Consider the following 26333-nt stretch of genomic DNA (forward strand, 5'->3'; position numbering starts at 1 on the left):
GGGACCTTGCCGGAGGGGTTCAGGCGATCTGTCCCTTCAGCGTCTCGATCACCTCGGCGATCTGGACGCCATCGGCGCGGGCCGAGAAGGTGAGGGCCATGCGGTGCCGCAGCACCGGCTCGGCCAGGGCCAGCACATCCTCGACCGAGGGGGCGAGGCGGCCATCCAGCACGGCGCGGGCGCGGGTCGCCAGCATCAGCGCCTGGGCGGCGCGTGGGCCCGGGCCCCAGGCGAGCTGGCGTCGGAGGCTCTCGATCGGCGTGCCCTCCGGCCGGGCATTGCGGACGAGGCGGAGGATGGCGTCGAGCACGCTTTCACCAACAGGGATGCGGCGGATCAGCGCCTGGGCGGCCATCAGCTCGGCGCCGCTGAGAGCCTGGACGGGCTTCGCCTCCCGCGCGCCGGTGGTGGCCAGCAGCATGGCGCGCTCGGCCGCCTCGTCCGGGTAGCCGATCTCGACCTCCAGCAGGAAGCGGTCGAGCTGCGCCTCGGGCAGGGGGTAGGTACCTTCCTGCTCGATCGGGTTCTGGGTCGCGAGAACATGGAAGGGGGCGGGCAGCGGGTGGACGACGCCGGCCACGGCCACGCGCTGTTCCTGCATCGCCTGGAGCAGGGCGGATTGGGTGCGCGGGCTGGCGCGGTTGATCTCATCCGCCATGAGCAGCTGGCAGAAGACCGGGCCGGGGAGGAAGCGGAAGGCGCGGCGGCCGGCCTCGCTCTCCTCCAGCACCTCGGAGCCGATGATGTCGGCCGGCATCAGGTCGGGCGTGAACTGCACCCGCTTGGCATCCAGCCCGAGCACCGCCCCCAGCGTCTCGACCAGCTTGGTCTTGCCGAGGCCGGGCAGGCCGACCAGCAGCGCATGGCCGCCCGAGAGCAGGGTGATCAGCGTGTGGTCCACCACTGCCTGCTGCCCGAAAATGACGCGGCCGATCGAGTCGCGGACCAGGCGCAGCCGTTCGCCGAGCGCTTCCACCTCCGCGACCAGATGGGCGGGATCCGTCGAAGGGTTACCCAATCCTGTATCCGCCACTTCAATCATCCCGGGCATGATCCCTATATGGCCCCCAGTGCCTCGGAGACGAGGCACTCCAGGAGACGATGCGTCGAGACGACGCGTCTCCGGACAGGGAGCGGCAGTAGCCTATGGTGTCGCAGGGCGCGGACAAAGCGGTGAATGGGAGGGCGGCGTGCAGGACGGAGTGATCGGCCGGGCCGCGATGCAGGACGCCGGGTGCGCGAAGCGCGTGGCGACGGGCAAGGTATCGAAGCCGGGGCGGCCTCGACCGCAGCCCCAGGACCTCCATATGCGGATCGACCGCAACGGCACCTGGTACTACCAGGGCAGTCCGATCAACCGGAAGGAGCTGGTCTGCCTGTTTGCCAGCGTCCTGAGGCGCGAGGCGGATGGCAGCTACTGGCTGGAGACGCCGGTGGAGCGCGGCCGGATCGAGGTCGAGGACGTTCCCTTCGTCGCGGTCGAGATGTGCTGGAAGGATTGCGATTGCGGCGATGGCACGCCGCGGCAATGCCTCAGCTTCCGCACCAGCCTCGACGAGATCGTGACCGCGGATGCCGATCATCCGATCCGGGTGCATCTCTGCCCGGTGACCCGCGAGCCGCGGCCCTACGTCACGATCCGGCCGGGGCTGGAGGCGAAGATCAGCCGTGCCGTCTTCTACGAACTCGTGGCGCTCGGCCAGACCGAGATGATCGGTGGGCGGGAGATGCTGGGCGTCTGGTCCGAGGGCGTCTTCTTCCCGATCGACGAGGTGCAGGCGCTGGAGGCAGCGGCCGAGTGACCATGGCGGCATGAGTCCGGCCCAGATTGCGGCCCGCATGACCGACCCGGCGGCGTTGGCCCGGGCCGGTGTTACCGCCTCGGATGATTCGGAGGGGCTGCGGCCGGACCGGATGATCAGCGCCGCGGTGCTGGTGCCGATCGTGCTGCATCCCGAGCCGACGGTGCTGCTGACGCTGCGCGCCGCGAAGATGTCCTCCCATGCCGGGCAGGTGAGCTTTCCCGGCGGCCGCATCGAGGCCGGCGAGACGCCGGAGGCGGCGGCAGTGCGGGAGGCGGCGGAGGAGGTGGGACTAGATCCCCGCCTGCCGGAGCTGCTCGGCCGCCTGCCGCATCACGCGACCGGCACCGGCTTCCGCATCACCCCGGTGGTCGGGCTGGTGCTGCCGCCACTCAACCTCACGCCCGAGCCTGGCGAGGTGGAGGAAGCCTTCGAGCTGCCGCTGTCCATTGTGCTGGACCCCGCGGCCCCCGAACGGCGGCAGGCCGAGTTCCGCGGCCGGGCGCGGGAATTCTGGGTCTGGCCGCATGAGCGGCATTATATCTGGGGTGCTACGGCGGCGATCCTGGTGAACCTGGCGAAGGTGCTGCGGGGCTGAGCTGGCCGCGCCCGAGGCTGGAGACAAATTGCCCTATCTCGTCGAAATCCTTCTGGTCCTGGCGCCCTTCCTCCTCTTCGCGCTGTGGCGCCGGCTGTCGCCGGGGCCGGTGGTGCCGGCGGCGGCGGTCTGGCTGCTGCTGGCCGGGGTGATCTGCGGCATGGCCGGTGCCGTCTGGTATGGCTTCAGCGTGAGCCTGGAGCCCGGCACCGTCTATGTCCCGGCCCGGCTCGGCCCGGACGGCCGGGTTCTGCCCTCGGGTGCGGAGCCGCGTCCGTGACCATGGCCGACCCGCCCGCCGCGCGGATCCCGCCGCCGGCGCTGCTGGCGCGGGGCGCCCCGGCCGCCGTGCTCGCCGCCCTGCCCGGGGCGCGGGCGGTAGGGGGTGCGGTGCGGGACCTGCTGGCCGCACGACCGGTGCAGGATGTGGATGTCGCCGCCCCGCTGCCGCCGGACGCCGTTGCCGAATGCCTCCGCGCCGCCGGGCTCAAGGTCTTCGAGACCGGCCTGTCGCATGGCACCGTCACCGCGGTCCTGGAGCGGGAGCCGGTGGAGGTGACCAGCCTCCGCCGCGATGTCGCCACGGATGGCCGGCATGCCGAGGTGGAGTGGACCACCGACTGGCGCGAGGACGCAGCGCGGCGCGACTTCACCATCAATGCCATGTCGCTCTCGGCCAAGGGCGAGCTCTGGGATTATTTCGGCGGGCGGGAGGATCTGGCGGCCGGCCGGGTCCGCTTCGTCGGCGAGGCCGCGACGCGGCTGGCCGAGGACTATCTCCGTGCGCTGCGCTTCTTCCGCTTCCAGGCCCGCTATGGCCGCGGCGAGCCCGATCCGGTGGCCATCGCCGCGATTCGCGCCGCAGTGCCGGGCCTGGCACGGCTCTCGCCCGAGCGGGTTTGGATGGAGCTGAAGCGGCTGCTGGCCGCGCCCGATCCGCGCGCGGCGCTGGCGCTGATGGCGGCGACCGGTGTGCTGCCGGCCGTCTTGCCGGAGGGGGCGGACCTTGCCCGGCTGGACCGGCTGGTGGCGGCCGACGCCCCGGCCGCGCCGCTGCTCCGCATCGCCGCCCTCGTTCCCGCCGATGCGGCGGAGCGGCTGGCAGCCCGGCTCCGCCTCTCGGGCGAGGAGCGGGCGTTGTTGCTCGACATGGCCCGGCAGCCACGGCCCGAGCCCGGCGCGTCCGATGACGATCTCCGTCGGTTGCTCGCGGCGCGCGACGCTGCCTCCGTCCTCGACCGTGCCTGGCTGGCCGAGGCGGCGATGGGCGGCGAGGGCTGGCCAGGGCTGCGCCAGCGGATCGCGGCGGAACCCCGGCCGGTCTTCCCGCTCCAGGGCCGGGATGCGCTGGCGGCCGGGGTGGCGCCGGGGCCCTCCATGGGGAGGCTGCTCGCCGCCACCCGTGACTGGTGGCTGGCCGGCGGCTGCCTCGCCGACCATGCGGCCTGCCTCGGCCATCTGCGGCAATTGGCTGCGGCGGGGCCGAGCGGGTAAACCGCCGGCCATGGCCCTCGACGCTTCCTCCCGCGCCCTGATCCACCGCCTGGCGCGGGACTATCTCGTCCGGCACCGGCGCGGCATCGTGCTCGCCATCCTTTGCACCCTGCTGCTGGCCGGGCTCACCGCCCTCTACCCGATCGTCATCCAGCAGGGCTTCGACCGCTTCTCCCGCGGCGATGCCTCGATCGCCTGGCTGATCCCGCCGGTCATCATCGCCGTCACCTGCCTGAAGGCGCTGGCGCAATACGGCCAGGCGGTGGCGGTGCAGGCGGTGGTGCTGCGGGTGATCGAGGGCCTCCAGAATGACCTGTTCCACGCCCTGACCCGCGCCGACCTGGCGAGCGTCGCCGGCGAGGCGCCGGCCCGCCAGGCCAGCCGCTTCACCGTCGATGCGGCGGCCATCCGCGAGGCGCTGACCAAATCCATCAACGGCGCGGCCGATATCCTGACCGTGATCGGCCTCATCGCCTCCATGGTGTGGCTGGACTGGCAGATGTCGCTGATCGCGGCGGTGATGTATCCGATCGCGGTGGTGCCGATCCTCCGCCTCGGCAAGCGCATCCGCCGCGCCTCGGGCGGCATGCAGGAGAGGATGGGCGAAACCGCCGCGCAACTTGCCGAGAGCTTCGGCGCCGCCCGGGTGGTGCGCGCCTACCGCCTGGAGGCGCAGGAGGAAGCGCGCGCCGCCCGCACCTTCGCCGGGTTGCGGGAGGCGCTGTATGGCATCGCCCGGACCCGGGCCAGCCTCGACCCGATGCTGGAGGCGCTGGGCGGCCTCGCCGTCGCCGCCGTGCTGGCCTTTGTCGGCTGGCGGGTGGCGGCGGGGCAGGGGACGGTGGGCGAATTCACCGGCTTCGTCGCCGCGCTCCTCATCGCCTCCCGCCCGGTGCGGGCGCTCGGGTCGCTGAATGCCGCCCTCCAGGAAGGCTTGGCGGGCCTCTCCCGCGTCTTCGCCGTGATGGACCGGCCGCGCCGGGTGCAGGAAGCGCCGGACGCGGTGGCGCTGCCGGCCGGGCGCGGGCGGGTGGAATTCGATGCAGTCGGCTTCCGCTATGAGGGCGGCGCCGATGCCGCCCTCGCCGGCCTCAGCTTCACCGCCGAGCCGGGCGAGACGGTCGCGCTGGTTGGGCCCTCGGGTGCCGGCAAGTCCACCGCGCTCGCCCTGGTGCCGCGGCTGCATGACGTAACGGCGGGGGCGGTGCGGCTGGATGGCGCAGATGTGCGTGGCGTGACGCTCGCCAGCCTGCGCGACGCCATCGCCTATGTCGGCCAGGATGCGGTGATCTTCGACGACACCGCTTTCGCCAATATCGCCTGCGGCCGCCCAGGGGCGACGCAGGCGGAGGTGGAGGCGGCGGCGCGGGCGGCAGCGGCGCATGACTTCATCGCTGCCCTGCCGCAAGGCTATGCGACGTCGCTCGGCACCGGCGGCGGGCGTCTCTCGGGCGGGCAGAAGCAGCGGGTGGCGCTGGCCCGGGCCCTGCTGCGCGACCCGCGGGTGCTGCTGCTGGACGAGGCGACGAGTGCCCTCGATGCCGAGAACGAGGCGCTGGTTGCCGCCGCCCTGGCCCGGCTGCGCCAGGGACGGACCACGCTGGTCATCGCCCATCGGCTGGCGACAGTGCGCGAGGCCGACCGGATCGTGGTGATGCAGGACGGCCGGGCGGTGGAGCAGGGCAGCCATGCGGCGCTGATGGCGGCGGATGGTCTCTATGCCCGGCTGGTGCGTACCCAATTCGGTGTGGCCGAGCCGGCGCCGGCGGGTTGAGGAGAGATCATGGCATGGACCTGGCTGGCGATCGCCGGCGGCTTCGAGGTGGTCTGGGCGGTGCTGCTGAAATACACCGAGGGCTTCACCCGCCCGCTGCCGAGCATCGCCACCCTCGCCACGATGGGGGTGAGCTTCTACTGCATGTCCCGCGCGTTGCAGGTGCTGCCCATGGGCACGGTCTATGCCGTCTGGGTCGGGATCGGGGCCGCCGGCACTGCCCTCTGGGGCATGACGGTGGAGGGGGAGCCGGCGACCGCCGCCCGGATCCTGTGCCTCGCCCTCATCCTCGCCGGAGTCGCGGGGCTGAAGGCATCTGCCTGAAGGAAGGTGCCTGGAGCGTGATCGCCGGAGGCTGGAACGGCCGGAGGCGTGAATCATGCGACAAAATAAAAGCCTGAACCATGATCCGCGATCCAATGATCGCGGATCATGGTCTAGCGCAGGCCCTTCCAGATCGCGATCGCCGCCGCGCTGGCGACGATCATCTTGTAGAGAAACTCCGCCCAGGGCTGCAGGCGCTGCGAGAGCGGCCGGCGGGGCGGCGGGGGAGGCTGGGAATCGACCATGTTTCTAGGATATCATTCCTAGAAGCCGGATGGGAGTCCGCGATGAACCCGGTGGTGCAATTGACGCTATGCCGCAGGGCACAATAATAACCCGCAGACGAGACGCGCCGCACCCCCTTTGCGGCGCCTGCACTCCCGGAGTGAATGACCCGATGTCGATCATGCAGGATTCGCGCGAGGCGACCATGGCCGGTCGCCGCTCGGACGGCTCGCCGGTGAAACGGCCGCTTTCGCCGCACCTGCAGGTGTACGATATGCTGCAGCTGACCAGCGCGCTGTCGATCAGCGGCCGCATCACCGGCATTGCTTGGTCGGTCGGCATCCTGCTGATGGTCTGGTGGCTGGTCGCCGCCGCGGCGGGCCCGGCGGCATTCGCCCAGGTGCAGTGGTTCATGTCCTCCTGGCTCGGCCTGCTCGGCCTGTTCGGCCTGACCGCGGCGGCCTGGTTCCACACGCTGAACGGCGTCCGGCACCTCGCCTGGGATGCCGGCTATGGCTACCAGATCCAGGACACCTACCGGACCGGCCGCTGGGTCCTGATCGGCACGGCGGTCGCCACCGTGCTCACCTGGCTCATCGCCATCATCGCCTGGGCCTGAGGAGCGCGTCGCCATGGCCAACGAATATGCCCAGAACACCACCATGCGCTCCCCGCTCGGCCGGGTGCGGGGGCTTGGTTCCGCCAAGGGCGGTACCCATCATTGGTGGATGCAACGCGTCACCTCGATGGCGCTGCTGCCGCTGACGATCTGGTTCGCGCTCGCCGCGGCCTCTCTCGCCGGCGCCTCCTATGTCGAGACCGTGGCCTGGATCGGCCGCCCCTGGAACGCCGTGCTGCTGCTGGTGACCATTGGGCTGACCTTCCATCACCTCGCTTCCGGCGTGCAGGTCATCCTCGAGGATTATGCGAACCAGGAATGGGTCAAGCTGGGTGGCATTCTGGCGGTCAAGGCCATCTGTGTGCTGCTGGCGCTGGCCTCGGCGCTCGCGGTCCTGAAGATCGCGGTCTGAGCGGCGCCCACCGGACAAGAATGGATCGAGAGCGATGAACGCGATCAACAAGGACCCGATCGGGCCCTCCCGCGGCGCCTATCGGATTGTCGACCACACCTATGACGTGGTGGTGGTCGGGGCCGGCGGCGCCGGGCTGCGCGCCACCTTCGGCATGGGCGCGGCAGGGCTGAAGACGGCCTGCATCACCAAGGTCTTCCCGACCCGGTCCCACACCGTCGCCGCCCAGGGCGGCGTCGGCGCCGCGCTCGGCAATATGGGCGAGGATGACTGGCGCTGGCACATGTACGACACCGTGAAGGGGTCGGACTGGCTCGGCGACCAGGATGCGATCGAATACATGTGCCGCGAGGCGATCCCGGCCATCATCGAGCTGGAGCATTACGGCGTGCCGTTCTCCCGCACCGAGGATGGCAAGATCTACCAGCGACCCTTCGGCGGCCATATGCAGAATTACGGCAAGACCCCGGCCATGCGCGCCTGCGCCGCGGCCGACCGGACGGGCCATGCCATCCTGCATACGCTCTACCAGCAGTCGCTGAAGCACAATTGCGAGTTCTTCGTCGAATACATCGCCCTCGACCTCATCATGGATGAGGAAGGCGCGTGCCGCGGCGTGACCGCCTGGTGCCTCGAGGATGGCTCGATCCATCGCTTCCGCGCCCAGACCACGGTGCTGGCGACGGGCGGCTATGGCCGGGCCTATTTCTCCTGCACCTCCGCCCATACCTGCACCGGCGATGGCGGCGGCATGGTGCTGCGCGCCGGCCTGCCGCTGCAGGACAATGAGTTCGTCCAGTTCCACCCGACCGGCATCTACGGCTCCGGCTGCCTCGTCACCGAGGGCGCGCGCGGCGAGGGCGGCTACCTGACCAACTCCGAGGGCGAGCGCTTCATGGAGCGCTATGCGCCGACGGCGAAGGACCTCGCCTCGCGCGACGTCGTCTCCCGCGCCATGTCGATGGAGATCCGCGAGGGCCGCGGCGTCGGGCCGCAGAAGGATCACATCCACCTGCATCTCGAGCATCTCGGCGCCGACCTGCTGCATGAGCGGCTGCCGGGCATCTCCGAGACGGCGAAGATCTTCGCCGGCGTGGACGTGACCAAGGAGCCGATCCCGATGCTCCCGACCGTCCATTACAACATGGGCGGCATCCCGACGAACATCCATTGCGAGGTGCTGAATCCGACCGCGCAGGACCAGGACCGCGTGGTTCCCGGCCTGATGGCGGTGGGCGAGGCGGCCTGCGTCTCCGTCCATGGCGCCAATCGGCTCGGCACCAACTCGCTGCTCGACCTCGTCGTCTTCGGCCGCGCCGCGGCGCATCGGGCCGCCGATACGCTGAAGCCGGGCGCTGCCCAGCCGCCGCTGCCGGTCCGCGCCGGTGAGAAGGCGCTCGACCGCTTCGACCGCGTCCGCAACGCCAAGGGCAATACCGCTGTGGCCGAGCTGCGCGGCAATATGCAGCGCACCATGCAGACCCATGCGGCGGTCTTCCGCACCTCGGACCTGCTGGCCGAGGGCGTCGAGAAGATGAAGAAGGTGCAGGCGGGCTATGCGGATATCCGCGTCGCCGACCGCAGCCTGATCTGGAACAGCGACCTGGTCGAGGCGCTGGAGCTCGACAACCTGATCGGCAATGCGATCACCACCGTGGTCGGGGCCGAGGCGCGCAAGGAAAGCCGCGGCGCCCATGCGCATGAGGACTTCCCCGAGCGCGACGACGCCGAATGGATGAAGCATACCCTGGCCTGGGTCGGCGAGGATGGCGCGGTGAAGCTCGACTACCGCGACGTGAAGATGCGGACCCTGACCAATGAGGTCCAGGTCTTCCCCCCCAAGGCGCGCGTGTACTGAAGGACCGCACCCCCTATGGCTACTTTCACGCTGCCGAAGAACTCGACGATCCAGCCCGGCAAGACATTCAAGGCCGAGGCCGGGGCGAAGAACGTCAAGTCCTTCAAGATCTACCGCTGGGACCCGGATAGCGGCGAGAACCCGCGCACCGACACCTACGAGATCGATCTCGAGAAGTGCGGGCCGATGGTCCTCGACGCGCTGATCAAGATTAAGAACGAGGTGGACACCACGCTGACCTTCCGGCGCTCCTGCCGGGAGGGCATCTGCGGCTCCTGCTCGATGAATATCGACGGCCTGAACACCCTCGCCTGCCTCAAGCCGATCGAGGACAGCACGGGCGATGTGAAGATCTACCCGCTGCCGCATCTGCCGGTGGTGAAGGATCTGGTCCCCGATCTGTCGCAGCTCTACGCCCAGCTCCGCAGCGTCGAGCCCTGGCTGAAGTCCGAGACGCCGCCGCCGCCGGATGGCGAACGGCTGCAGAGCAAGGACGAGCGGGCGAAGCTCGACGGCCTCTGGGAATGCATCCTCTGCTTCTGCTGCTCGACCGCCTGCCCCTCCTATTGGTGGAATGGCGACCGGTATCTCGGCCCGGCGGTGCTGCTGCAGGCCTATCGCTGGATCGCGGATAGCCGCGACGAGGCGACGGGCGAGCGGCTGGACAACCTGCAGGACCCGTTCCGGCTCTATCGCTGCCACACCATCATGAACTGCGCCCGGACCTGCCCGAAGGGGCTGAACCCGGCCGCGGCCATCGGCAAGATCAAGCAGATGATGGTGGAGCGCGAGAGCTGAGCTAGCCGGCCCGCGCGCCGGTGGCGCGGAGGATGGGCGCCCATTTCGCGGCCTCGGCACGGATGAAGGCGCCGGCATCGCCGGCAGGCGGGGGCTCCACCCCCGCCTCGGCATAGCGGGCCTGCACCGCGGGCTCGGCCAGCGCCGCCGTGGCGGCTTCAGCGAGGCGGGTGAGGATGGGCGCTGGCGTTCCGGCCGGCGCCTGGAGTGATTGCCAGGAGGAGGCAGCATAGCCCGCGACCCCTGAGTCCGACAGCGTCGGCAGGTCGGGCAGCAGCCGGGACCGACGCGGTGTCGTCACCGCCAGCGCCCGCACCTTGCCCTCCCGCGCCAACGGCGCCAGCAGGGTCTGGCTATCGATCATGAAATCGGCACGTCCCGCGACCAGATCGGTCACCGCCTGCGGCGTGCCGCGGTAGGTCACGACGGTGAAGGCGACGCCGGCCAGGGATTTCAGCAATTCCCCGGCAAGGTGGGATGCGGCGCCGATGCCGGTGGTGGCGAAATTCGCCGCCTCGCCCCGTGCCCGCAGCCAGGCCAGCATCGCCGCCACATCCTGCGCCGGCAGTCCGGGATGCACCGCCAGCACGAAGGGCTGATCGCCCAGCAAGGCTATGGGCGCGAAATCCGCCAGCGGGTCGAAGCCGAGATCGGGATAGAGCGGCGCCAGCACCGCATGCGCCGCACCCGAGAGCAGCAGCGTGTGCCCATCCGGCGCCGCCCGCGCCACCGCCCGCGCGCCGATCGAGGAGCCGGCGCCCGGCAGGTTCTCCACCACCACGGGCTGGCCCAGCCTTCGGCTCATCGGCTCCGCCAGGATGCGGGCCACGACATCGATGATGCCCCCGGCCGCGAAGGGCACCACCAGCCGCACCGGCCGGCTGGGAAAGCCCTGGGCGCGGGCGAAAGCAGGGGCGGCGAGGGCAGCAAGCAGCAGCGGGCGGCGGCGCATCGGGCGATCTCCGGCAGACCGCCCATGCTGCACCGCCGCGCGGCGGGTGGCTATTCGATCCGGATGCCGGCCTGGCGGATCAATGTGCCATAGCGCTCGGCATCGCGGGACAGCAGCGCGGCCGCATCGGCCGGGCTGCCGCCCCCCGGGATGAAGCCGGCCTCGCGGATGCGCGGCCGCAGCACCGGGTCCTGGAGCGCCGTGTTCAGCGCCGCCGACCAGCGCGACAGCACCGGCTCCGGCAGGTTGGGTGGGCCCATCAGCATGTACCAGACATTGGCGTCGAAGCCGGGGAAGCCGCTCTCGGCGACGGTCGGCAGATCGGGCAGCCAGTCGATCCGCTCCGGCATGGTGGTCGCCAGCGCCCGAACCCGGCCGGCCCGGATATGCGGCAGGTAGGTGGGGAAGGTGTCGATGGCGAGGTCGATGCGCCCCGCCAGGATCTCGTTCACCGCCTGGCCGGTGCCGCGGAAGGGCACATGCGTCATCTGGATGCCGGCCGCCATGGAGAGCAGCTCCGCCGCCAGGTGCTGCTGCGTGGCGACGCCGGAGGAGGAGTAGTTCAGCGCGCCCGGCTTCTCCTTCGCCCGGGCAATGAGGCCCTGGAGGTCGCGCTCCGGCGCCGAAACCGGCACCACCGCCACAAGCGGCACCGTGGCGGCGAGGCCGATCGCCGTCTGGTCGCGATGGATGTCGAAGGGCGGCGGGTTCATCTGCGGCGGTACCACGGCCGAGGCGCTGACGGTACTCATATAGACCGTATAGCCATCGGGTGCGGCGCGGCTGCCGGCCAGGGCAGCGATGGTGCCGCTGGCGCCGGGCCGGTTCTCCACCGCGACCGCGGCGCCGAGCGCGGCTTGGATGGCCGGGGAGAGCAGCCGGGCAATGATGTCGGTGCCGCCGCCGGGGGCGAAGCCGACCAGCATGGTGACCGGGCGGGTCGGATCCCAGCGCGTCTCGGCCGCGGCGTGGCGCATGGGGATGAGGGCCGGCAGGGCGAGCGGCGCGGCCAGCAGGCTGCGGCGGGTTGGCATCCAGGTTTCCTCCGATCGGGTCTTGCCGCGTGAGTAGCGCAGGCCGCCGCTGCGCAAACACACCAATCCTTGTTGCTGCGGTGCAGCATCGGTGCCTAAGCTCGGGCTGCCCCGATGGGAGACGCCGCATGCGCCGCCGCAGCCTCGTCCTTCTGCTCCTGCTCGCGCTGCCGGTCGCGCCGCGCGCCGAGACCGTCACCCGGGATGTCCGGCTGATCGTTCCCTATACGCCTGGCGGCACGGTCGATCTCCTGGCCCGGCTGCTGGCCGATGCGATCGGGCCGCGGCTCGGCGGGCGGTCGATCGTCGTCGAGAATCGCAGCGGCGCCGGCACCTTCATCGCCATGCAGACGGTGGCGAATGCGCCGCCGGACGGGCATGTGCTCGGCATTGCTTCCACCGCCGTGCTGGCCAATGCGCCGGTGCTGCCGGGGATGGCGATGCCGATCGATCCCGACCGCGCGCTGCTGCCGGTGACCAACCTGATCCGCGTGCCGATGCTGCTGGTCGGCCGTCCCGATGCGCCCTATGGCACCCTGCCGGCGCTGATCGATTGGGCCCGGGCGCATCCCGGGCGGCTGAATATCGGCCAGTCCGGCCTTGGTTCGCAGACCCATCTGCTGGCGGCGCGGCTGGCGCATGAGGCTGGCTTTACGGCGGAGCTGGTCCAGTATCGCGGCGGCACGCCGGCGCTAATGGACATCATGGCCGGGAATTCCGACCTCTATTTCAGCCTGCTGCCGGAATCGCTGCCCTTCATCCGTGAGGGCAAGCTGCGACCGATCGCCTTCGCCTCCGAGACACGCAGCCCCGCCCTGCCGGAGGTGCCGCTGGTGCGGGAAGTGCTGCCGGGCTTCACCGGCGATGTCGGCTATGGTCTGGTCGCCGCCGCGGGGACGCCGCCCGGCTGGATCAGCTTCTGGAATGCCGAAGTGAAGCGGGCGATGGAGAGTCCGGCGATGAAGACGCGCATGGCGCAGCTCTTCTGGATCCCGCTGCCGGGCAGCCCGGAGGCCTATGCGGCCGAGATCGCCGGCGACCGGCAGGTCTGGGGCGGGGTGATCCGCACCGCCGGCATCCGGGTCGGGCAATAGCTCCCCGCACGAGGGCGGGGAGCTTGCGTCGAGCCCTGGATTAGGCGCTCTGGCCGGACTTCAGGCCGCCATTCTTTAGCAGCGTCTCGACCACTTCCCAATCGACCAGCTTGTTCAGGAAATTGTCGAGGTAGTTCGGGCGGACATTGCGGAAGTCCAGGTAATAGGCGTGCTCCCAGACATCGACGCCGAGGATCGGGGTGCCCTCGCCGGTCGAGATCGGGTTGGCGCCGTTCGGGGTCTTCGTCACCTTCAGCTTGCCGTCGGCGCCGACGATCAGCCAGGCCCAGCCGGAGCCGAACTGCGTCACGCCGGCCTGCTTGAAGGCCTCCTTGAATTGGGCGAGACCGCCGAGATCCTGGTCGATCTTCGCCGCCAGGGTGCCCGGCAGCTTGTCCCCGCCGCCCTTCGGCGACATCACCTGCCAGAACAGGATGTGGTTCCAATGCTGGCCGGCCTGGTTCAGCACCGGCGCGCCGTCGGCGCCGGCCTTGCCGGCCTCGGCCACGATCTGCTCCAGCGACTTGCCGGCGAGGCCCTTGCTCTCGATCAGCCCGTTCAGCGCGGTGACATAGGCATTGTGATGCTTGCCATGATGGAGCTCGAGCGTCTCCTGGCACATGCCCTGGGCGGCGAGCGCGCTGGTGTCGTAAGGCAGCGCGGGCAGGCTGAAGGCCATGGGTCTCTCCCGTTATGTCGGTGGGGCACCCCGGCACAGGCCCGGGGCTGGTTGCAGAGCTAGGCGGCGGCTTCCCGGCCGTCAAGCAAGCGGGCATGAAGCCTGCGATGCCCGACGCCCTTTCCCCCATCGCCGCCTTCGCCCGCGCGCATGACCCGGACCGCTTCCTTTGCGCGCTGTTTGCGCCGGCCGAGCGGCGCGAGGCGCTGTTCACGCTGATCGCCTACAATCATGAGTTGGCGCGGGCGAGGGAGGCCGCGCGGACGCCGCTGCTGGCGCTGATGCGGCTGCAATGGTGGCGGGATGCCATTGGCGATGCGGTGGCGGGCAAGCCCCCGCGCCGGCATGAGGTCGCGGCGCCGCTGCACGCCGCGCTCGGGGCCGGGCTGCTCGATCCCGATGCCCTGCTGGCCATGGCGGATGCGCGCGAGGCCGAGGCGGAGGAGGGCGGCATCCCGAGCGAGCCGGCGCTCGCCGCCTATCTGCGCGGCAGCGCCGGCGGCTTCGCGGTGGCGGCCGGGCGGCTGCTCGGTGCGGAGGGGCCGGCGCTGGCCAGGTTGCAGGCGGCCGGCGCGGTCTTCGGCCTGGCGGGCATCCTGCGCAGCGTGCCAGCGCTGGCGGGGCAGGGGCGGTGCCTGCTGCCGCTGGACCGGCTGGCCGAGCGGGAGCTGGTGCCCGAGGCGGTGATCGCCGAGCCGGATCTTGCCACGCCGGTGGTGGCGGCGATGGCGGCGTCCGGGCTGGCCGAGGCGCGGGCGCTGCATCCGCGCCCGCCGCGCACCGCCATCGCCGCCGCGCTGCCGCTGGTGCTGGCCCGGCGGGACCTCCGGCGGCTCGCGGCTGGCCGGGCGGTCCCGGCGGCGCGGGGGCTGGGCGACCGGCTGGCGGTGGCGCGAGCGGGGCTGCTCGGCTGGATTTGAGGCGGCATCAAGGCCTGCTGCCCTGAAACCACCCTTTCCCGGCCGCGCTGAGGACATGCCCGGCGGCTTTCATGCGGGCAATGGGGAGGTCGGGCATCCCGTCCCTCCTTCCCGCAAGGGAGGTCGCCATGACCCGCAAGATCCTGAAGATTGTTGCCCTCGTCGCCGTGGTCGGCAGCGTGTCCGGCTGTGCCGTCTATCCGGCCGGCTATGGGTATCGCGGCGGCGGCGGCGGCTACCACGCGCCGCGCTATGCCTATGGCGGCGGCGGCTGGGGGCATGGCTATGGCCGTGGCTATGGCGGTGGTGGCTATTACGGTGGGGGCTACGGCCGCGGCTGGCGCTAGGCTGCTTGCCGCTGTCTCCCCGGGGCGGCCATGATCGCCCCGAGGAGACGCCCATGCCCCAACCCATTCCCGATGCCCGGCTGGTGGTCCGCCAGCCGGAGGAGGCGCCGAGCTTCTGGCAGCCGGTCCCGGCCAATGGCTTCGTCCGCTGCCTGCTCGATTCCGCCGCGACCGGGGCGGAGACGCCCTTCGCCATGGGCACCCAGACCGTCGATCCCGGCTGCTATGTGCGGGAACACCTGCACGACGCCAATGAAGAAGTGATCCTGGTGCAGGAGGGGGAAGGCGAGGCGCGGATCGAGGGCGCCACCCATCCGATGCGGCCGGGGACGATCTTCTTCCTGCCCCGCAACCAGCCGCACAGCTTTCACAATACCGGGAAAGGGCCGCTCACTTTCGTCTGGCTGATGCTGCCGGGCGGGCTGGAGACTTTCTTCGCCCGCATCGGCCGCCCGCGCGAACCCGGCGCCCTGCCTCCCACGCCCTTCCCGCGGCCGGAAAATGTGGCTGCGATTGAAGCCGAGACCGTCTTCGGGCGGCTGCCGTCATGAGGGGCCTGTTCGCCGCGATGGTGCTCGCCATGGGATTGAGCCTGCCCGCCGGGGCGCAGCCGGCAATGAGTTGGGCGACGAGCTGGGCTGCCTCGGTCCAGGGTCCCTATCCGGTCGGCAATCCCTCCGCCCAGCCGGACCAGCGCTTCGCCTTCCCCGATCCGGCGCGCGGCGCCCGCGACCAGACCCTGCGCCTGGTGCTGCGGCCGAGCCTCTGGGGGAAGGAGGTGCGGCTGCGCTTCTCCAATGCCTTTGGCACCCGGCCGCTGGCGCTGGATGGCGTCCATATCGGGCTGCAGCTCGGCGGCGCGGCGGTGGTGCCGGGGAGCAACCAGCCGGTGCGCTTCGCCGGGCGCGAGGCGGTGACGATCCCGCCCGGCGGCAGCGCCTGGAGCGACCCGGTGGCGCTGCCCTTCGTGCCGGAGGGCACGGCCGGGACGCTGGCCGGGCGGAAGCTCGCGGTCAGCCTGCATGTCGCGGGCGAGAGCGGGCCGATGACCTGGCATGCCAAGGCCCTGCAGACCTCCTATGTCAGCCCGCCCGGCAGCGGCGCGATCGGGAATGAGGAGGGCGAGGGGGGCTTTCCCTTCAGCACCGCGAGCTGGTTCTTCCTCGATGCGCTGGATGTGATGGCTCCGGCCGGGACGCCGGTGGTGGTCGCCTTCGGCGACAGCATCACCGATGGCACGGCGAGCACGATGAATGGCGACGACCGTTGGCCGGATGTGTTCGGGCGCCGGCTCTTTGCCCGCTTCGGCAACCGGGTCGCGGTGGTGAATGCCGGCATTGGCGGCAACCAGGTGGCCGGGCCGGCCGAATACGGGCCGGACAAGCCCTTTCCCGGCGGACCCGCCGCCGGGCAGCGGCTGGAGCGGGACGTGCTCTCCCTCTCGGGCGTGACCAGCTTCGTCTGGCTGGAAGGGATCAACGACTTCAGCCGCAACGGGGATGCGAGCGTCGAGGCGGTGCAGGCGGCAATGCGGGAGGTGGCGGGGCGGCTGCGCGCCCGGCTGCCGGGCATCCGGCTGGTCGGCGCGACGGTGACCTCGGCGCTCGGCGCCGGGGGCGGCACCGGGGCGCATGGCTTCGCCGAGCAGGATGCCAAACGCCGGGCGCTGAACGACTTCATCCGCCGCGGCGGGGTCTTCGACGCCGTGATCGATTTCGACGCGGCGACGCTCGATCCGGCGACCGGCGGGCTGCGACCGGAGATGGTGCCGGATAGCACGACCGGCGGCCCGGGCGACCGGCTGCACCCGAACCGCGCCGGCTATCTGGCGATGGGGATGGCGGTCGACCCGGAGGCGGTGGTGCCTGGGCTGCGCTAGCCCTGGGTTTCCGGCACCGCGACTTCCAGCCCGTCCAGCGCCGGCGTCACCGCGACCTGGCAGCAGAGGCGCCGGCCCTCGGGCACGCTGCCGATCGTGTCCTCGATCATGTCCTGCTCGTCCGGGCTGGCCGGCGGCAGGCGGTCGCGCCAGCCCGGCGGGACATCCACCATGCAGGTGGCGCAGGCGAGCTGGCCGCCGCATTCGGCCGGCAGGCCGGCGACATCATGGCGGATCGCCAGGTGCATCACCGTCGGCGCATCCGCGGCTTCCAGAACCTGGCGGCGGCCATCGGGCTGGATGAAGGTGATCTGCGGCATGCGGGCACTCCTTGGCGGGGCCGGGCAGGCAGGGCAACCTGACCGGAGACGGCAACAGGGAAGGAAACGGCATGGGCTACGCGCCCTTCGACCTCACTGGCAAGGTGGCGCTCGTCACCGGCGGCAATGGAGGGATCGGCCTCGGCATGGCGGAGGCTCTGGCCGTGGCCGGCGCCGATATCGCCATCTGGGGCACCAATGCGGAGAAGAACGAGGCGGCGCGCGCCCGCCTCGAACAAACGGGCCGTCGCATCCTGGCGCTGCGCTGCGATGTGGGTGAGGAGGCGGAGGTCGAGGCCAGCTTCGCCGAGACGCTGCGGGTGCTGGGCCGGGTCGATGGCTGCTTCGCTAATGCCGGCATCTCTGGCGGCCGCTCCGGCCCCTTCGTCGAGCGCACGAAGGAGCAATGGGACCGCGTGCTGCGGGTCAACCTGACCGGCGCCTTCCTCACCTTCCGCGCCGCGGTGCGGCATATGCGGGAACGCGGCGAGGCGGGCGACAAGGGCGGCGTGCTGGTCGGCACCGCCTCCCTCGCCGCGATCGAGGGCGCGGCACGGAACGAGCATTACGGCGCCTCGAAGGGCGGCATGGTCTCGATGATCCGGGCGCTGGCGGTGGAGCAGGCGCGGCACGGCATCCGGGCGCATGCTATCCTGCCCGGCTGGATCGAGACGGAGATGACCGCGCGCTCGGTCGCCGACCCGAAATTCGCCGGCAATGTCCTGCCCCGCGTGCCGATGCGCCGCTGGGGCACCGGTGAGGATTTCGGCGGCATCGCGGTCTATCTGATGAGCCGCGCCAGCGCCTTCCACACCGGCGACAGCTTCGTCATCGATGGTGGCTATTCGCTCTTCTGAGGAGATCCAGGATGCCGCGCCGCTTCATCGACATCTCCGTCCCGCTCAAGGCCGGGATCAAATCGGACCCGCCGGAGATGCTGCCGAAAATCGACTATATCGATCACCATATGTCGGCACCGCGCATGGCCGGCTATATGGGCGTGCCGGTCTCGGCCCTGCCGAATGGCGAATATGCCGCCGTCGAGCGGGTCGAGATCAGCACCCATAACGGCACGCATCTCGACGCGCCCTACCACTATTTCTCCCGCATGAACGAACGGCTGGTGCCGGGCGGCGAGCCGTCCTGGCGGATCGACGAGGTGCCGCTCGAATGGTGCTTCAACCCCGCCGTGAAGCTCGACTTCCGGCACATGGAGGACGGCTATGTCGTCCAGCCCGGCGATGTCGAGGCGGAGCTGAAGCGCATTGGCCACGAGCTGAGGCCGCTCGAGATCGTTGTCGTCAACACCGCGGCCGGCGCCCGCTATGGCGAGGATGACTATATCGACCGCGGCTGCGGCATGGGGAAGGCGGCGACGCTTTGGCTGCTGGAGAGGGGCATCCGCCTGGTCGGCACCGATGCCTGGTCCTGGGACGCGCCCTTCAGCCATACCCGCCGCAAGATCGCCGAGGGCGGCGATGCCTCCCTGATCTGGGAAGGCCATCGGGCCGGGCGGGAGATCGGCTATTCGCATCTCGAGAAGCTGCACAACCTCGAAGCCCTGCCTTCGGACGGCTTCCAGGTGGTGTGCTTCCCGGTGAAGGTGCATCGCGGCTCCGCCGGCTGGACGCGGGCGGTGGCGATCATCGAGGACTGATCAAAGGACTGCGATGCACTCGATCTCCAGCAGGAAGTTCGGCCGTGGCAGGGAATAGACGATGGCCGTGGTCCGTGCCGGGTATTTCCCATCCGGGAAATGCTCGGCATAGATCCGGTTCATCTCGGCGAAATCCTCCCGCCGCGTGAGCAGGACATTGACCTTGGCCACCCGGTCCCAGCCGGCGCCGGCCGCGGCCAGGATGCCGGTGATATTGGCCATCGTCTGGGTCATCTGCGCGGTGAAGTCGCCGACCGCGAGCGTGCCATCCGCCGCATAGGCCGGGATGCCGGAGATGAAGAGCAGGTTGCCGACCTTCACCGCCGGGGAGAGCGGGGCCGCGACCTTGTGCTGGCCTTCGGGGAAGATGTGCTCCAGGGGTTCCATCGCTATTCCACCTTGATGCCGTTGCTGCGGATCACCTCCGCATAGGTATTGGTATAGCGCCGAATCTCCTGCGCGAATTCCGCGCCGGGCTTGGCCAGCACCGTGAAGCCCAGCTCCTCCAGCCGGCCGCGCACCTCGGGGCGGTTTAGCGCCTCGATCCAGGCGGCTTCCAGCCGGGCGCGGGCGGCGGGCGGGACATCGGCACGCATCAACAGGCCGAACCAGCTATCCGAGAGCACCAGCGGGAAGCCGAGCTCCGCCATGGTCGGCACATTCGGCAGCTCCTTCACCCGATGCTCGGCCGAGATGCCGATGGCGCGCATCTGGCCGAGCTGCACCGGCTGGATCACGTCGGGCAGGTTGGCGAACATGAATTGCAGCCGGTTGCCCATCAGGTCGGTCATCGCCTGCGGCGCGCCGTTATAAGGCACATGGGTCGCGTTGATCCGCGCCGCCTCCCGGAATTGCTCGCCGCCGAGATGGTTCGAGGTGCCGATGCCATAAGAGCCGAAAGCAAGGCCCGCCCCCGGCTTCCGTCCCGCGTCGAGGAAGCCGGCGAAATCCTGCGCGACGGAGGGATGCACCACCAGTATATGCGGCACCACCGTCGCCATCACCAGCGGCGCGAAATCCGCGAGCGGCTTGTACGGCATGCTCGGCCGCAGGGTGACATTGGCCGCAAAGCTGTTGGCGATCATGATCATGGTGTGGCCATCGGGGGCGGAGCGCGCCACCTCCTGCGTGCCGATCACCGTGGCGCCGCCCGGCCGATGCTCGATCACCACCGGCTGGCCGAGCGAATGGCTCAGCAGCGTCTGCACAATGCGCACCACCGGATCCATCGTGCCGCCCGGGGTGAAGGGGATGATGACACGCACGGGCAGGGTCGGCACCCAGCCCGCCTGGGCGCGGGCGAGGCCGGGGGCAAGAAACGGCGTGGCGAGCAGCGCCAGGCTGGCGCGGCGCGTCAATCTCTGCGGCATGGCGATCTCCGGTTGCGGCGCCGGGATGGTCGCGGCCGCGTGGCGCCGCAGCAAGGGGCGCGGCAGGGGTAAAGACGGGGGATGCGGCGCCGATTGCCTGCATCGGCGGCAGATGCTGCCGCCGGTCTAGGCCTCGGCGAAGAGCTGATGCAGCGCCGGCAGGGCCCGGTGCAGCGCGGCCTTCTCCTCCTCCGAGATGCCCTCGAGCCGGGCCTCGATCCGCGCGAACAGTGCCCGCCGCACGGCGAGGATCACCGTCCGCCCATGCTCGGTCAGGGCAAGCTGCATGCGGCGGCGGGAGATCGGGTCCCGGCTGCGGCTGACCAGCCCATCCGCCCCCAGTCGCACCAGCATCACCGAGGCGGTCGGCAGCCTGACGCCGAGACTGGTGGCAACGTCGGAGAGCGAGCACCCAGGGTTGTTCAGCAGGAAATTCAGGATGCGGAATTGCGGCGGCGTCAGCTCGACCTCCGGCACGATGCGCAGCGCTTCCTGCGACATCAACCGGTTGGCGGTGAAGACGAGGCCGAGCAGGGCGGGCGCGATACCCGGCAACACGGCCTGATCCCCTGGCTGCGGCACCCCTCGCGCTCCTGATTGCCCGGCGCAGCCTAGCAAGGAATGCGCCAGGGGTGGTTGCGTGATTGGCGCTTCGCGGAGAGCATGCTGCGCCGCAACCAGGGGTTAGCCATGCCGAAGATCGATGCCGACCGCTTCCTCAAGGACCTGAACGAGCTGCGGCAGATCGGGCAATACAAGACCGGCGTCCACCGCCCGACCTATTCGCCGCAGGACATGGAAAGCCGCCGCTGGTTGATGGCGCGGCTGGAGGAGGTTGGTCTCGAGGCCAGCATCGACGGCATCGGCAATGTCTATGGCCGCCATCGCGGGCCAGGGCCGCATCTCCTCGCCGGCAGCCATATCGAGAGCCAGAACCAGGCTGGCTGGCTGGATGGCGCGCTCGGCGTGATGGCGGCGCTGGCGCTCGCCCGGGCCGGACTGCCGGTGGATGTCGCCGCCTTCGCCGATGAAGAGGGGCATTTCGAGGGCGGCTTCCTCGGCAGCAAGTCGATCATCGGCGCCCTGTCGGAGGAAGAGATCGACCGCAGCCGCAGCCGCAACGACGGCACCCCGCTGCGGGGTGCGCTGGCCGCCGCCGGCCTCGCCGGCCTGCCGCGCATGCAGCTCGGGCCCGGCCGGCACAAGGGCTTCTTCGAGATGCATATCGAACAGGGCACACAGCTGGAATCGGCCGGGCTGCGGGTCGGCGTGGTCACCGGTATCGTCGCCATCTGGCAGTGGCGCATCACCGTCGAGGGCATGCAGGACCATGCCGGCGGCACCACCATGGCGGAGCGTCGCGATGCCGGGCTGACCGCGGTGCGCCTGCTGGCGATGCTCGATGCCGAGATGCCCAAGGCCTGCGGCGAGCGCAGCACCTGGACCGCCGGGCGGATCGTGCTGGAGCCGGGGGCGCCGAGCATCATCCCCGGCCGCGCTGACATCCTCTTCCAGTTCCGCGACATCGATGTGGCGACGCTGGACCGCATGGAGCGCTGCCTCCGCGCCTGCGTCCAGGAGATGAACCGGCGGGAGCGGTGCACGGTGACGCTGGCCAATGTCAGCAAGTCGCTGCCCGCCCCCTGCGACCCGGCGATGATGGCCGCCCTCGATGCCGCGGCGGAGCGGCATGCGCCCGGCCTCTGGCAGAGGATGCCGAGCGGGGCGGGCCATGACGCGCAATATATCGCCCGCGTCATGCCGGTCTCGATGCTCTTCACCCCCTCCATCGGCGGCATCAGCCATCATTGGGCGGAGGACACGAAGGAGGAGGATCTCGCCCTTTGCTGCCAGGTGCTGGCGGATGGGGCGGAGATCTACCTGAAGGGCTAAAAGCACCTAACGAAACCTTTGCTAGGCGCGGGCGACTCGGTCACGATTGATGACCTGATTGCTCGTGGCGCTTCTCCAGACGATGCTCCTCTGAGGGAGAGGGCGATGACACGCGACGACATCCGGCGCCTTATCGAGGACCTACACCGGCTCTGGAGCGGCGGCGACTTGGCGGACGTGCCGCGCATCTACGCCGCACGCTTCGCCGCCCACATGCCGAAGGGCTGGGGCGCCGGCGCGCCGAGCCGCGACGGGCATGCGGGGATCGCGGGGGCCATCCTGCGGCTGCGGGCCGCCTTCCCCGACTGGCGGGAGGAGGTCGAAGATCTCGTCATCGAGGGCGACCGGGCGGCCGTGCGCTACGTCTCGACGGCGACCCACACCGGCGCCCCCTTCCTCGGGGCCGCCGCGTCCGGGGCACGCATCCGGGTGGACGAGATGTCCATCTTCCGTATCGAGGCCGGGCTGGTAGCCGAGCAGTGGTGTCTCAACGACGACCTCGCGTTCGAGAAGCAGCTCCGGGCGGGTGCGGCCGGAGGCGTCTGATCTGGTTGAGGCAGACGAGGGCGCAGCCGAGAGTGGTCAGGGCGAGGTGGATATCAGCCCGGCGCTCGTAGCGGACGGTGAGGCGCCGGAAGCGGGCCATCCGAGCGAGGGTGCGCTCGACCTTCCACCTGTGCCGCCCAAGGCGGTTGCTGTCCTCGATTTCGCGGCGGGCAATGCGCGGGATGATGCCGCGGGCGCGACACGCCCGGCTGCAGAAGCGGTGATCGTAGCCCTTGTCGGCGTGGAGTTTGTCCGGGCGCTTGCGCGGCCTGCCTCGACGCCCGCGGACTGGCGGCACGGCATCCAGGGTGGGTGCGAGCATCTTGGCGTCGTCGCGGTTGGCGCCACTGATCGTCAGTCCGACTGGTGTGCCCTCGCCATCTACGACGACGTGGCGCTTTGTTCCCGGCTTGCCGCGATCCGTCGGGTTCGGGCCGGTCGCCGATCCCCCCTTTCGCCCGGACAGAAGCGCTGTCCAGCGAGGCCCGGCTCCAGACGGTGCAGGGCGGCCCAGACCCCTGCCGCCTGCCAGTCCCGCAACCGCCGCCAGCAGGTCATCCCGCAGACACCCATCTCGCGGGGCACGTACTCCCACGGGATCCCGGTCCTCAGCACGAAGATGATCCCCGCCAGCGCCGCTCGATCCGATGCACGCGGACGCCCGCCCTTCGGCTTCGGTCGCTCGGGCGGTAGCAGCGGCTCCACAGCCCCCAGAGATCGTCGGTGGCAAGGGGCTTCGCCATTGCCCCCAACGCGATAGATCGGGTTTGGTTAGGCGTTCTAAGGCATCAGGGAGACATGGGCGGCGACGATGCGCCAGCCCTCCTCCGGGAAGCGCACCCAGCTCTGGCTCTGCCGGCCGCGATTCCCACCGCGGAGGAATTCGGTATTGGCCACGGCGAAGTCGCGGCCATAGGTGGTGATGACGGTATTCTCCAGCTCCCGCGCCAGCCCCACCGGCGAGCGGGCACTGCGGAAGGCGGCGATGGCGTCCCAGCCATAGAGGTTCTCCGCCGGACCGTAGCGCAGGGTGCGTGGGTCGCAGCGGAACAGCGCCTGCAGCACCGGCACGTCGTTCGAGACCAGGGCGCGTTCGTATTCGGCGAAGGCAGCGCGCATTTCCGCCAGTGCCTCAGGGTTATCGACCTCCATCACGCACGCTCCTTCACCGCCATATAGGCCCGCCAGCCGCCGGTCGCCGAGATATCCGGCATGCCCGTCGCCCCCGCCGCCTCGCAGAGGAAGCCAAGCGGCGTCGTGCCATCCTCCAGCGTCACCCGGCCGAAGCCGAGCGGCGGCGGAATCTCGGCCAGGAAGGGGCCGACCGAGGCGGCCGGCAGGGCCCAGACCTCTCCGGCCACCGCGACGCCGCCCTGCTCGACCCGCACCAGGCCGGGCCGCCTGCCGAGGTCATGGAGGCGATAGAGCGGCGCCGTCCGCACCTCGGCCAGGAAGCGGCCACCATGGCGCAGCAATTGCGGATTCAGCGGCAGGCCGGCCATATGGGCGCCGATGGCGAGCAGCGGCAGCTCGCCGGGCCCAAGCTCGGGCGGCGCCGGCGGCGGCGGCACCGTGCCGCCCATCGCGCCGAGCCCGACCCCGGCCGTGGCATGCAACGCCGCGCCGAGACCCGCCAGCCGCGCCTCGGCAAAGGCCGGACCGACCAGGGTGACGCCGAAGGGGCGCCCATCCGGCCGGAAGCCGGCCGGCACGGCGAGGGCCGAGAGATCGCAGATATTGACGAAGTTCGTGTAGGTGCCGAGCCGGCTGTTTGCCGCCACCGGCTCCGCCGCCAGATCGGCGAGGCTCGGCAGGCCCGGCGCGGTCGGCAGGATCAGCGCATCGACGCCTTCGAAGAGCAGCCGGGCCAGCCGCCGCGCCTCGGCGGCGGCGTGGAAGTCGTCCCAGGCATCGATGGTCCGCTTATCGAGCCCGGCTTCCAGGATGGAGCGGGTGACGGGGTGCAGGCTGCCGGGACGCTCGGTCAGGAAGCCGCGCAGGGCGGCGCTGCGCTCGGTGACCCAGGCGCCGTCATAAAGGCGCTGCGCAATGGCGAGGAAGGGCGCGATATCGACCCGCTGGATGGGCCCGCCGGCCCGGGCCAGCGCTGCCTCATACAGAGCCGCCTCGGCCGGGCTGTCGAAGACCAGTTGGTCCGGCAGCGGGGCCGCCAACCGCCAATGCGGCTGCGGCGCCGGTGCGGCGCGCCAGCCAGCGGGGGCGGCGCGGCCATAGCGGTCGCCGGGCGCCGGTCCGGCGATCACCTCCAGCACCCGGCAGGCATCCTCGACCGTCAGGGCGAAGACCGAGACGCAGTCGAGCGAGCGGCAGGCCGGCACCACGCCGAGCGTCGGCACCAGGCCGAGGCTCGGCTTCAGCCCCACGATGTTGCAGGCCATGGCCGGGACGCGGCCGGAGCCGGCCGTGTCCGTCCCGAGCGAAAACGCCGCGATCCCCGCCGCGACCGCGGTGGCGGAGCCGGAGGAGGACCCGCCCGGGATGCAGTCCGGCGCTACCGGGTTGCGCGGCGTGCCATAGGGGCTTCGGGTGCCGTTCAGGCCGGTGGCGAACTGGTCGAGATTGACCTTGCCGAGCAGGATGGCGCCGGCGGCCAGTAGCCGGGCGACGACGGGCGCATCCTCGCTGGGCGTATAGGCGTAATCCGGACAGGCGGCAGTGGTCGGCAGACCGGCGCATTCGATATTGTCCTTCACCACGAAGGGCAGGCCGTAAAGCCGGCGCCCTTGCGGCCCCTCCGCCGCCAGCGCCGCAGCCCTGGCCCGCACCGCCTCCGCCAGGATGCGGGCGAGGAACAGGGCCGGGTCGTCATGCGCCGCGATACGGGCGAGCGCCGCCTCGGCTGCCGCGACCGGGCCGCCGGGGAAGAGGAGCGCCATGCTCACAGCAGCGCCGCCGCCGCACGCAGCAGCATCCCGTCCAGCGCCTGCAAGGCCGAGAGGATACGGAAATGGTCGGCGCCCGGCACCGGGATCAGCGGCCCCGGCGCATGTGCCGCCGCCCGCAGCGCATGGAAGTCGCGCGACTGCCGGCAGAGCTCCGGCAGCTCCGCCGTGCCATAGGCGATGGCGAGGGGCTTTGGCACCACCGGCAGCCGCATGGGCGACAGCGCCGCCAGCTCCGCCTCGGTCAGGGACAGCTTCTCGTTCAGGTCGGTGTCCCGGATCGGCGCCAGCTCGAAGATGCCGGAAATGGCGAGGCCTGCGGCGACCAGCGGATGGTCGAGCGCCATGGCGGTGAGATGCCCGCCCGCCGACCAGCCCGACAGCACCACCTTGCCGGCGATGCCATGCGCCGGGCCATTCGCCTGCAGCCAGTCCAGCGCCGCGCGGATCTCGGCCACGATTTGCGTCAGCGAGGCCTCAGGCGCCAGGCTGTAGCCGGGTAGCGCCGCCGACCAGCCCGCCTCCAGCGCGCCCTTCATGAAGGCGCCGAAATCCTCCCGCCGGTTGCGCTGCCAGTAGCCGCCATGGATGAAGACCAGGCAGGGCGCAGCGGGATCGGCCGCGGGGAAGAGATCCCAGGCATTGCGCTGGCCGGCACCATAGGCGAGGTCGAGATGCCCGGCATGGGCGGCGCGGAAGGGCGTGGCTTCGGCATTGCGGGCGGCGATCAGGGCCGCGCTGTCCTTCACCGCATTGGTGTTGTCATAGGCCGCGCTGCGCTCGGCCGGGCTGGCGCCGGCCCAGAAGGCGGGCAGCGGATCATGGGGCATGGGCG

At 70.8% G+C, this 26333-nt stretch carries 31 protein-coding genes and 1 pseudogene; 19 read left to right on the top strand and 13 right to left on the bottom strand.

The window, feature by feature from the left end; all coding sequences use genetic code 11:
* Positions 1 to 19: 19 nt before the first annotated feature.
* Positions 20 to 1042, bottom strand: coding sequence for an AAA family ATPase (locus JMJ55_RS03020; protein WP_202823994.1), 1023 nt, complete (start codon positions 1040 to 1042; stop codon positions 20 to 22).
* 265 nt (positions 1043 to 1307) lie between these two features.
* Between JMJ55_RS03020 and JMJ55_RS03025 the strand changes: the two genes are divergently transcribed.
* The 6 genes from JMJ55_RS03025 to JMJ55_RS03050 are packed head-to-tail and all read left to right on the top strand — an operon-like array spanning position 1308 to position 5992.
* Positions 1308 to 1802, top strand: a complete 495-nt coding sequence (locus tag JMJ55_RS03025; RefSeq protein WP_202823995.1) for a DUF1285 domain-containing protein — start codon at positions 1308 to 1310, stop codon at positions 1800 to 1802.
* A gap of 10 nt (positions 1803 to 1812) precedes the next feature.
* Positions 1813 to 2400: a CoA pyrophosphatase gene (locus JMJ55_RS03030; RefSeq protein ID WP_202823996.1), complete on the top strand. Its 588-nt coding sequence runs from the start codon at positions 1813 to 1815 to the stop codon at positions 2398 to 2400.
* 28 nt (positions 2401 to 2428) lie between these two features.
* On the top strand, positions 2429 to 2680 hold the full coding sequence (locus JMJ55_RS03035; RefSeq protein WP_202823997.1) for a hypothetical protein: 252 nt from the start codon (positions 2429 to 2431) through the stop codon (positions 2678 to 2680).
* Between the two features lie 2 nt (positions 2681 to 2682).
* Positions 2683 to 3894 (top strand): CCA tRNA nucleotidyltransferase, encoded by a 1212-nt coding sequence (locus JMJ55_RS03040; protein ID WP_202824336.1) that lies wholly within the window; start codon positions 2683 to 2685, stop codon positions 3892 to 3894.
* A 10-nt stretch (positions 3895 to 3904) separates the two neighbouring features.
* A complete protein-coding gene (locus JMJ55_RS03045) occupies positions 3905 to 5668 on the top strand; it encodes an ABC transporter ATP-binding protein (protein ID WP_202823998.1) in 1764 nt (587 codons plus the stop codon).
* A gap of 9 nt (positions 5669 to 5677) precedes the next feature.
* Complete coding sequence (locus tag JMJ55_RS03050; RefSeq protein ID WP_202823999.1) at positions 5678 to 5992, top strand: DMT family transporter; 315 nt, start codon at positions 5678 to 5680, stop codon at positions 5990 to 5992.
* A 113-nt stretch (positions 5993 to 6105) separates the two neighbouring features.
* On the opposite strand, the gene JMJ55_RS31505 is transcribed toward JMJ55_RS03050, so the two are convergent.
* Positions 6106 to 6237 (bottom strand): hypothetical protein, encoded by a 132-nt coding sequence (locus tag JMJ55_RS31505; RefSeq protein ID WP_268885226.1) that lies wholly within the window; start codon positions 6235 to 6237, stop codon positions 6106 to 6108.
* A 152-nt stretch (positions 6238 to 6389) separates the two neighbouring features.
* On the opposite strand from JMJ55_RS31505, the gene sdhC reads away from it, so the two are divergent.
* Genes sdhC through JMJ55_RS03070 form a run of 4 tightly spaced genes read left to right on the top strand, consistent with a single transcriptional unit; the run spans position 6390 to position 9904 of the window.
* Positions 6390 to 6836: a succinate dehydrogenase, cytochrome b556 subunit gene (gene sdhC, locus JMJ55_RS03055; RefSeq protein WP_202824000.1), complete on the top strand. Its 447-nt coding sequence runs from the start codon at positions 6390 to 6392 to the stop codon at positions 6834 to 6836.
* A gap of 13 nt (positions 6837 to 6849) precedes the next feature.
* Positions 6850 to 7248 (top strand): succinate dehydrogenase, hydrophobic membrane anchor protein, encoded by a 399-nt coding sequence (gene sdhD / locus JMJ55_RS03060; RefSeq protein WP_202824001.1) that lies wholly within the window; start codon positions 6850 to 6852, stop codon positions 7246 to 7248.
* A 34-nt stretch (positions 7249 to 7282) separates the two neighbouring features.
* Positions 7283 to 9106: a succinate dehydrogenase flavoprotein subunit gene (sdhA, locus tag JMJ55_RS03065; protein ID WP_202824002.1), complete on the top strand. Its 1824-nt coding sequence runs from the start codon at positions 7283 to 7285 to the stop codon at positions 9104 to 9106.
* Between the two features lie 15 nt (positions 9107 to 9121).
* The gene (locus tag JMJ55_RS03070) at positions 9122 to 9904 is read left to right on the top strand and encodes a succinate dehydrogenase iron-sulfur subunit (RefSeq protein WP_202824003.1); all 783 of its coding nucleotides are present in this window, start codon (positions 9122 to 9124) and stop codon (positions 9902 to 9904) included.
* Between the two features lies 1 nt (position 9905).
* Here JMJ55_RS03070 and JMJ55_RS03075 read toward each other — a convergent pair whose 3' ends face one another.
* Positions 9906 to 10856 carry a tripartite tricarboxylate transporter substrate-binding protein gene (locus JMJ55_RS03075; RefSeq protein WP_202824004.1) on the bottom strand — a complete coding sequence of 317 codons (951 nt, stop codon included), beginning with the start codon at positions 10854 to 10856 and terminating at the stop codon, positions 9906 to 9908.
* Positions 10857 to 10906: 50 nt separating this feature from the next.
* Positions 10907 to 11890, bottom strand: a complete 984-nt coding sequence (locus JMJ55_RS03080; RefSeq protein WP_202824005.1) for a Bug family tripartite tricarboxylate transporter substrate binding protein — start codon at positions 11888 to 11890, stop codon at positions 10907 to 10909.
* Between the two features lie 128 nt (positions 11891 to 12018).
* Here JMJ55_RS03080 and JMJ55_RS03085 point away from each other — a divergent pair, with 128 nt between their 5' ends.
* Positions 12019 to 12984, top strand: a complete 966-nt coding sequence (locus tag JMJ55_RS03085; protein ID WP_202824006.1) for a Bug family tripartite tricarboxylate transporter substrate binding protein — start codon at positions 12019 to 12021, stop codon at positions 12982 to 12984.
* Between the two features lie 40 nt (positions 12985 to 13024).
* Here JMJ55_RS03085 and JMJ55_RS03090 read toward each other — a convergent pair whose 3' ends face one another.
* Positions 13025 to 13663: a superoxide dismutase gene (locus JMJ55_RS03090; protein WP_202824007.1), complete on the bottom strand. Its 639-nt coding sequence runs from the start codon at positions 13661 to 13663 to the stop codon at positions 13025 to 13027.
* A gap of 107 nt (positions 13664 to 13770) precedes the next feature.
* On the opposite strand from JMJ55_RS03090, the gene JMJ55_RS03095 reads away from it, so the two are divergent.
* From JMJ55_RS03095 to JMJ55_RS03110, 4 genes are all read left to right on the top strand, one after another.
* Entirely contained in the window at positions 13771 to 14583 is an 813-nt protein-coding gene (locus JMJ55_RS03095) for a squalene/phytoene synthase family protein (RefSeq protein WP_202824008.1), read from the top strand.
* 128 nt (positions 14584 to 14711) lie between these two features.
* Positions 14712 to 14930 (top strand): hypothetical protein, encoded by a 219-nt coding sequence (locus tag JMJ55_RS03100; protein ID WP_202824009.1) that lies wholly within the window; start codon positions 14712 to 14714, stop codon positions 14928 to 14930.
* A 53-nt stretch (positions 14931 to 14983) separates the two neighbouring features.
* A complete protein-coding gene (locus JMJ55_RS03105; protein WP_202824010.1) occupies positions 14984 to 15481 on the top strand; it encodes a cupin domain-containing protein in 498 nt (165 codons plus the stop codon).
* On the top strand, positions 15478 to 16809 hold the full coding sequence (locus JMJ55_RS03110; RefSeq protein ID WP_202824011.1) for a GDSL-type esterase/lipase family protein: 1332 nt from the start codon (positions 15478 to 15480) through the stop codon (positions 16807 to 16809). The genes JMJ55_RS03105 and JMJ55_RS03110 overlap by 4 nt, the downstream gene beginning before the upstream one ends.
* Here JMJ55_RS03110 and JMJ55_RS03115 read toward each other — a convergent pair.
* Entirely contained in the window at positions 16806 to 17129 is a 324-nt protein-coding gene (locus JMJ55_RS03115) for a 2Fe-2S iron-sulfur cluster-binding protein (RefSeq protein WP_202824012.1), read from the bottom strand. The genes JMJ55_RS03110 and JMJ55_RS03115 overlap by 4 nt on opposite strands.
* Positions 17130 to 17200: 71 nt before the next feature.
* On the opposite strand from JMJ55_RS03115, the gene JMJ55_RS03120 reads away from it, so the two are divergent.
* Together JMJ55_RS03120 and JMJ55_RS03125 are read left to right on the top strand one after the other, a co-directional pair.
* A complete protein-coding gene (locus JMJ55_RS03120; protein ID WP_202824013.1) occupies positions 17201 to 17986 on the top strand; it encodes an SDR family NAD(P)-dependent oxidoreductase in 786 nt (261 codons plus the stop codon).
* 11 nt (positions 17987 to 17997) lie between these two features.
* Entirely contained in the window at positions 17998 to 18786 is a 789-nt protein-coding gene (locus JMJ55_RS03125) for a cyclase family protein (RefSeq protein WP_202824014.1), read from the top strand.
* Here JMJ55_RS03125 and JMJ55_RS03130 read toward each other — a convergent pair whose 3' ends face one another.
* From JMJ55_RS03130 to JMJ55_RS03140, 3 genes are all read right to left on the bottom strand, one after another.
* Positions 18787 to 19173 (bottom strand): RidA family protein, encoded by a 387-nt coding sequence (locus JMJ55_RS03130; protein ID WP_202824015.1) that lies wholly within the window; start codon positions 19171 to 19173, stop codon positions 18787 to 18789.
* Between the two features lie 2 nt (positions 19174 to 19175).
* Positions 19176 to 20156 carry a Bug family tripartite tricarboxylate transporter substrate binding protein gene (locus JMJ55_RS03135; RefSeq protein ID WP_202824016.1) on the bottom strand — a complete coding sequence of 327 codons (981 nt, stop codon included), beginning with the start codon at positions 20154 to 20156 and terminating at the stop codon, positions 19176 to 19178.
* 126 nt (positions 20157 to 20282) lie between these two features.
* Positions 20283 to 20711 (bottom strand): MarR family winged helix-turn-helix transcriptional regulator, encoded by a 429-nt coding sequence (locus JMJ55_RS03140; RefSeq protein WP_202824017.1) that lies wholly within the window; start codon positions 20709 to 20711, stop codon positions 20283 to 20285.
* Between the two features lie 135 nt (positions 20712 to 20846).
* Here JMJ55_RS03140 and JMJ55_RS03145 point away from each other — a divergent pair, with 135 nt between their 5' ends.
* Together JMJ55_RS03145 and JMJ55_RS03150 are read left to right on the top strand one after the other, a co-directional pair.
* Positions 20847 to 22049, top strand: coding sequence for a Zn-dependent hydrolase (locus JMJ55_RS03145; protein ID WP_202824018.1), 1203 nt, complete (start codon positions 20847 to 20849; stop codon positions 22047 to 22049).
* A 105-nt stretch (positions 22050 to 22154) separates the two neighbouring features.
* Positions 22155 to 22595, top strand: coding sequence for an ester cyclase (locus tag JMJ55_RS03150; protein ID WP_202824019.1), 441 nt, complete (start codon positions 22155 to 22157; stop codon positions 22593 to 22595).
* Here JMJ55_RS03150 and JMJ55_RS03155 read toward each other — a convergent pair.
* The 4 genes and pseudogenes from JMJ55_RS03155 to JMJ55_RS03170 all read right to left on the bottom strand — a co-directional run bounded on the left by JMJ55_RS03155 (position 22537) and on the right by JMJ55_RS03170 (position 26328).
* A pseudogene (locus tag JMJ55_RS03155) lies at positions 22537 to 23338 on the bottom strand (IS5 family transposase). The gene JMJ55_RS03150 and the pseudogene JMJ55_RS03155 overlap by 59 nt on opposite strands.
* 37 nt (positions 23339 to 23375) lie before the next feature.
* Positions 23376 to 23747, bottom strand: a complete 372-nt coding sequence (gene hpxZ / locus JMJ55_RS03160) for an oxalurate catabolism protein HpxZ (protein WP_202824020.1) — start codon at positions 23745 to 23747, stop codon at positions 23376 to 23378.
* Positions 23747 to 25492 (bottom strand): allophanate hydrolase, encoded by a 1746-nt coding sequence (atzF, locus tag JMJ55_RS03165; RefSeq protein ID WP_236033405.1) that lies wholly within the window; start codon positions 25490 to 25492, stop codon positions 23747 to 23749. Before atzF ends, hpxZ begins: the two co-directional genes overlap by 1 nt.
* 2 nt (positions 25493 to 25494) lie before the next feature.
* Positions 25495 to 26328, bottom strand: coding sequence for an alpha/beta hydrolase (locus tag JMJ55_RS03170; RefSeq protein WP_202824022.1), 834 nt, complete (start codon positions 26326 to 26328; stop codon positions 25495 to 25497).
* Positions 26329 to 26333: the final 5 nt, after the last annotated feature.

It is taken from the genome of Belnapia mucosa (assembly GCF_016775475.1).
GTDB lineage: Bacteria > Pseudomonadota > Alphaproteobacteria > Acetobacterales > Acetobacteraceae > Belnapia > Belnapia mucosa.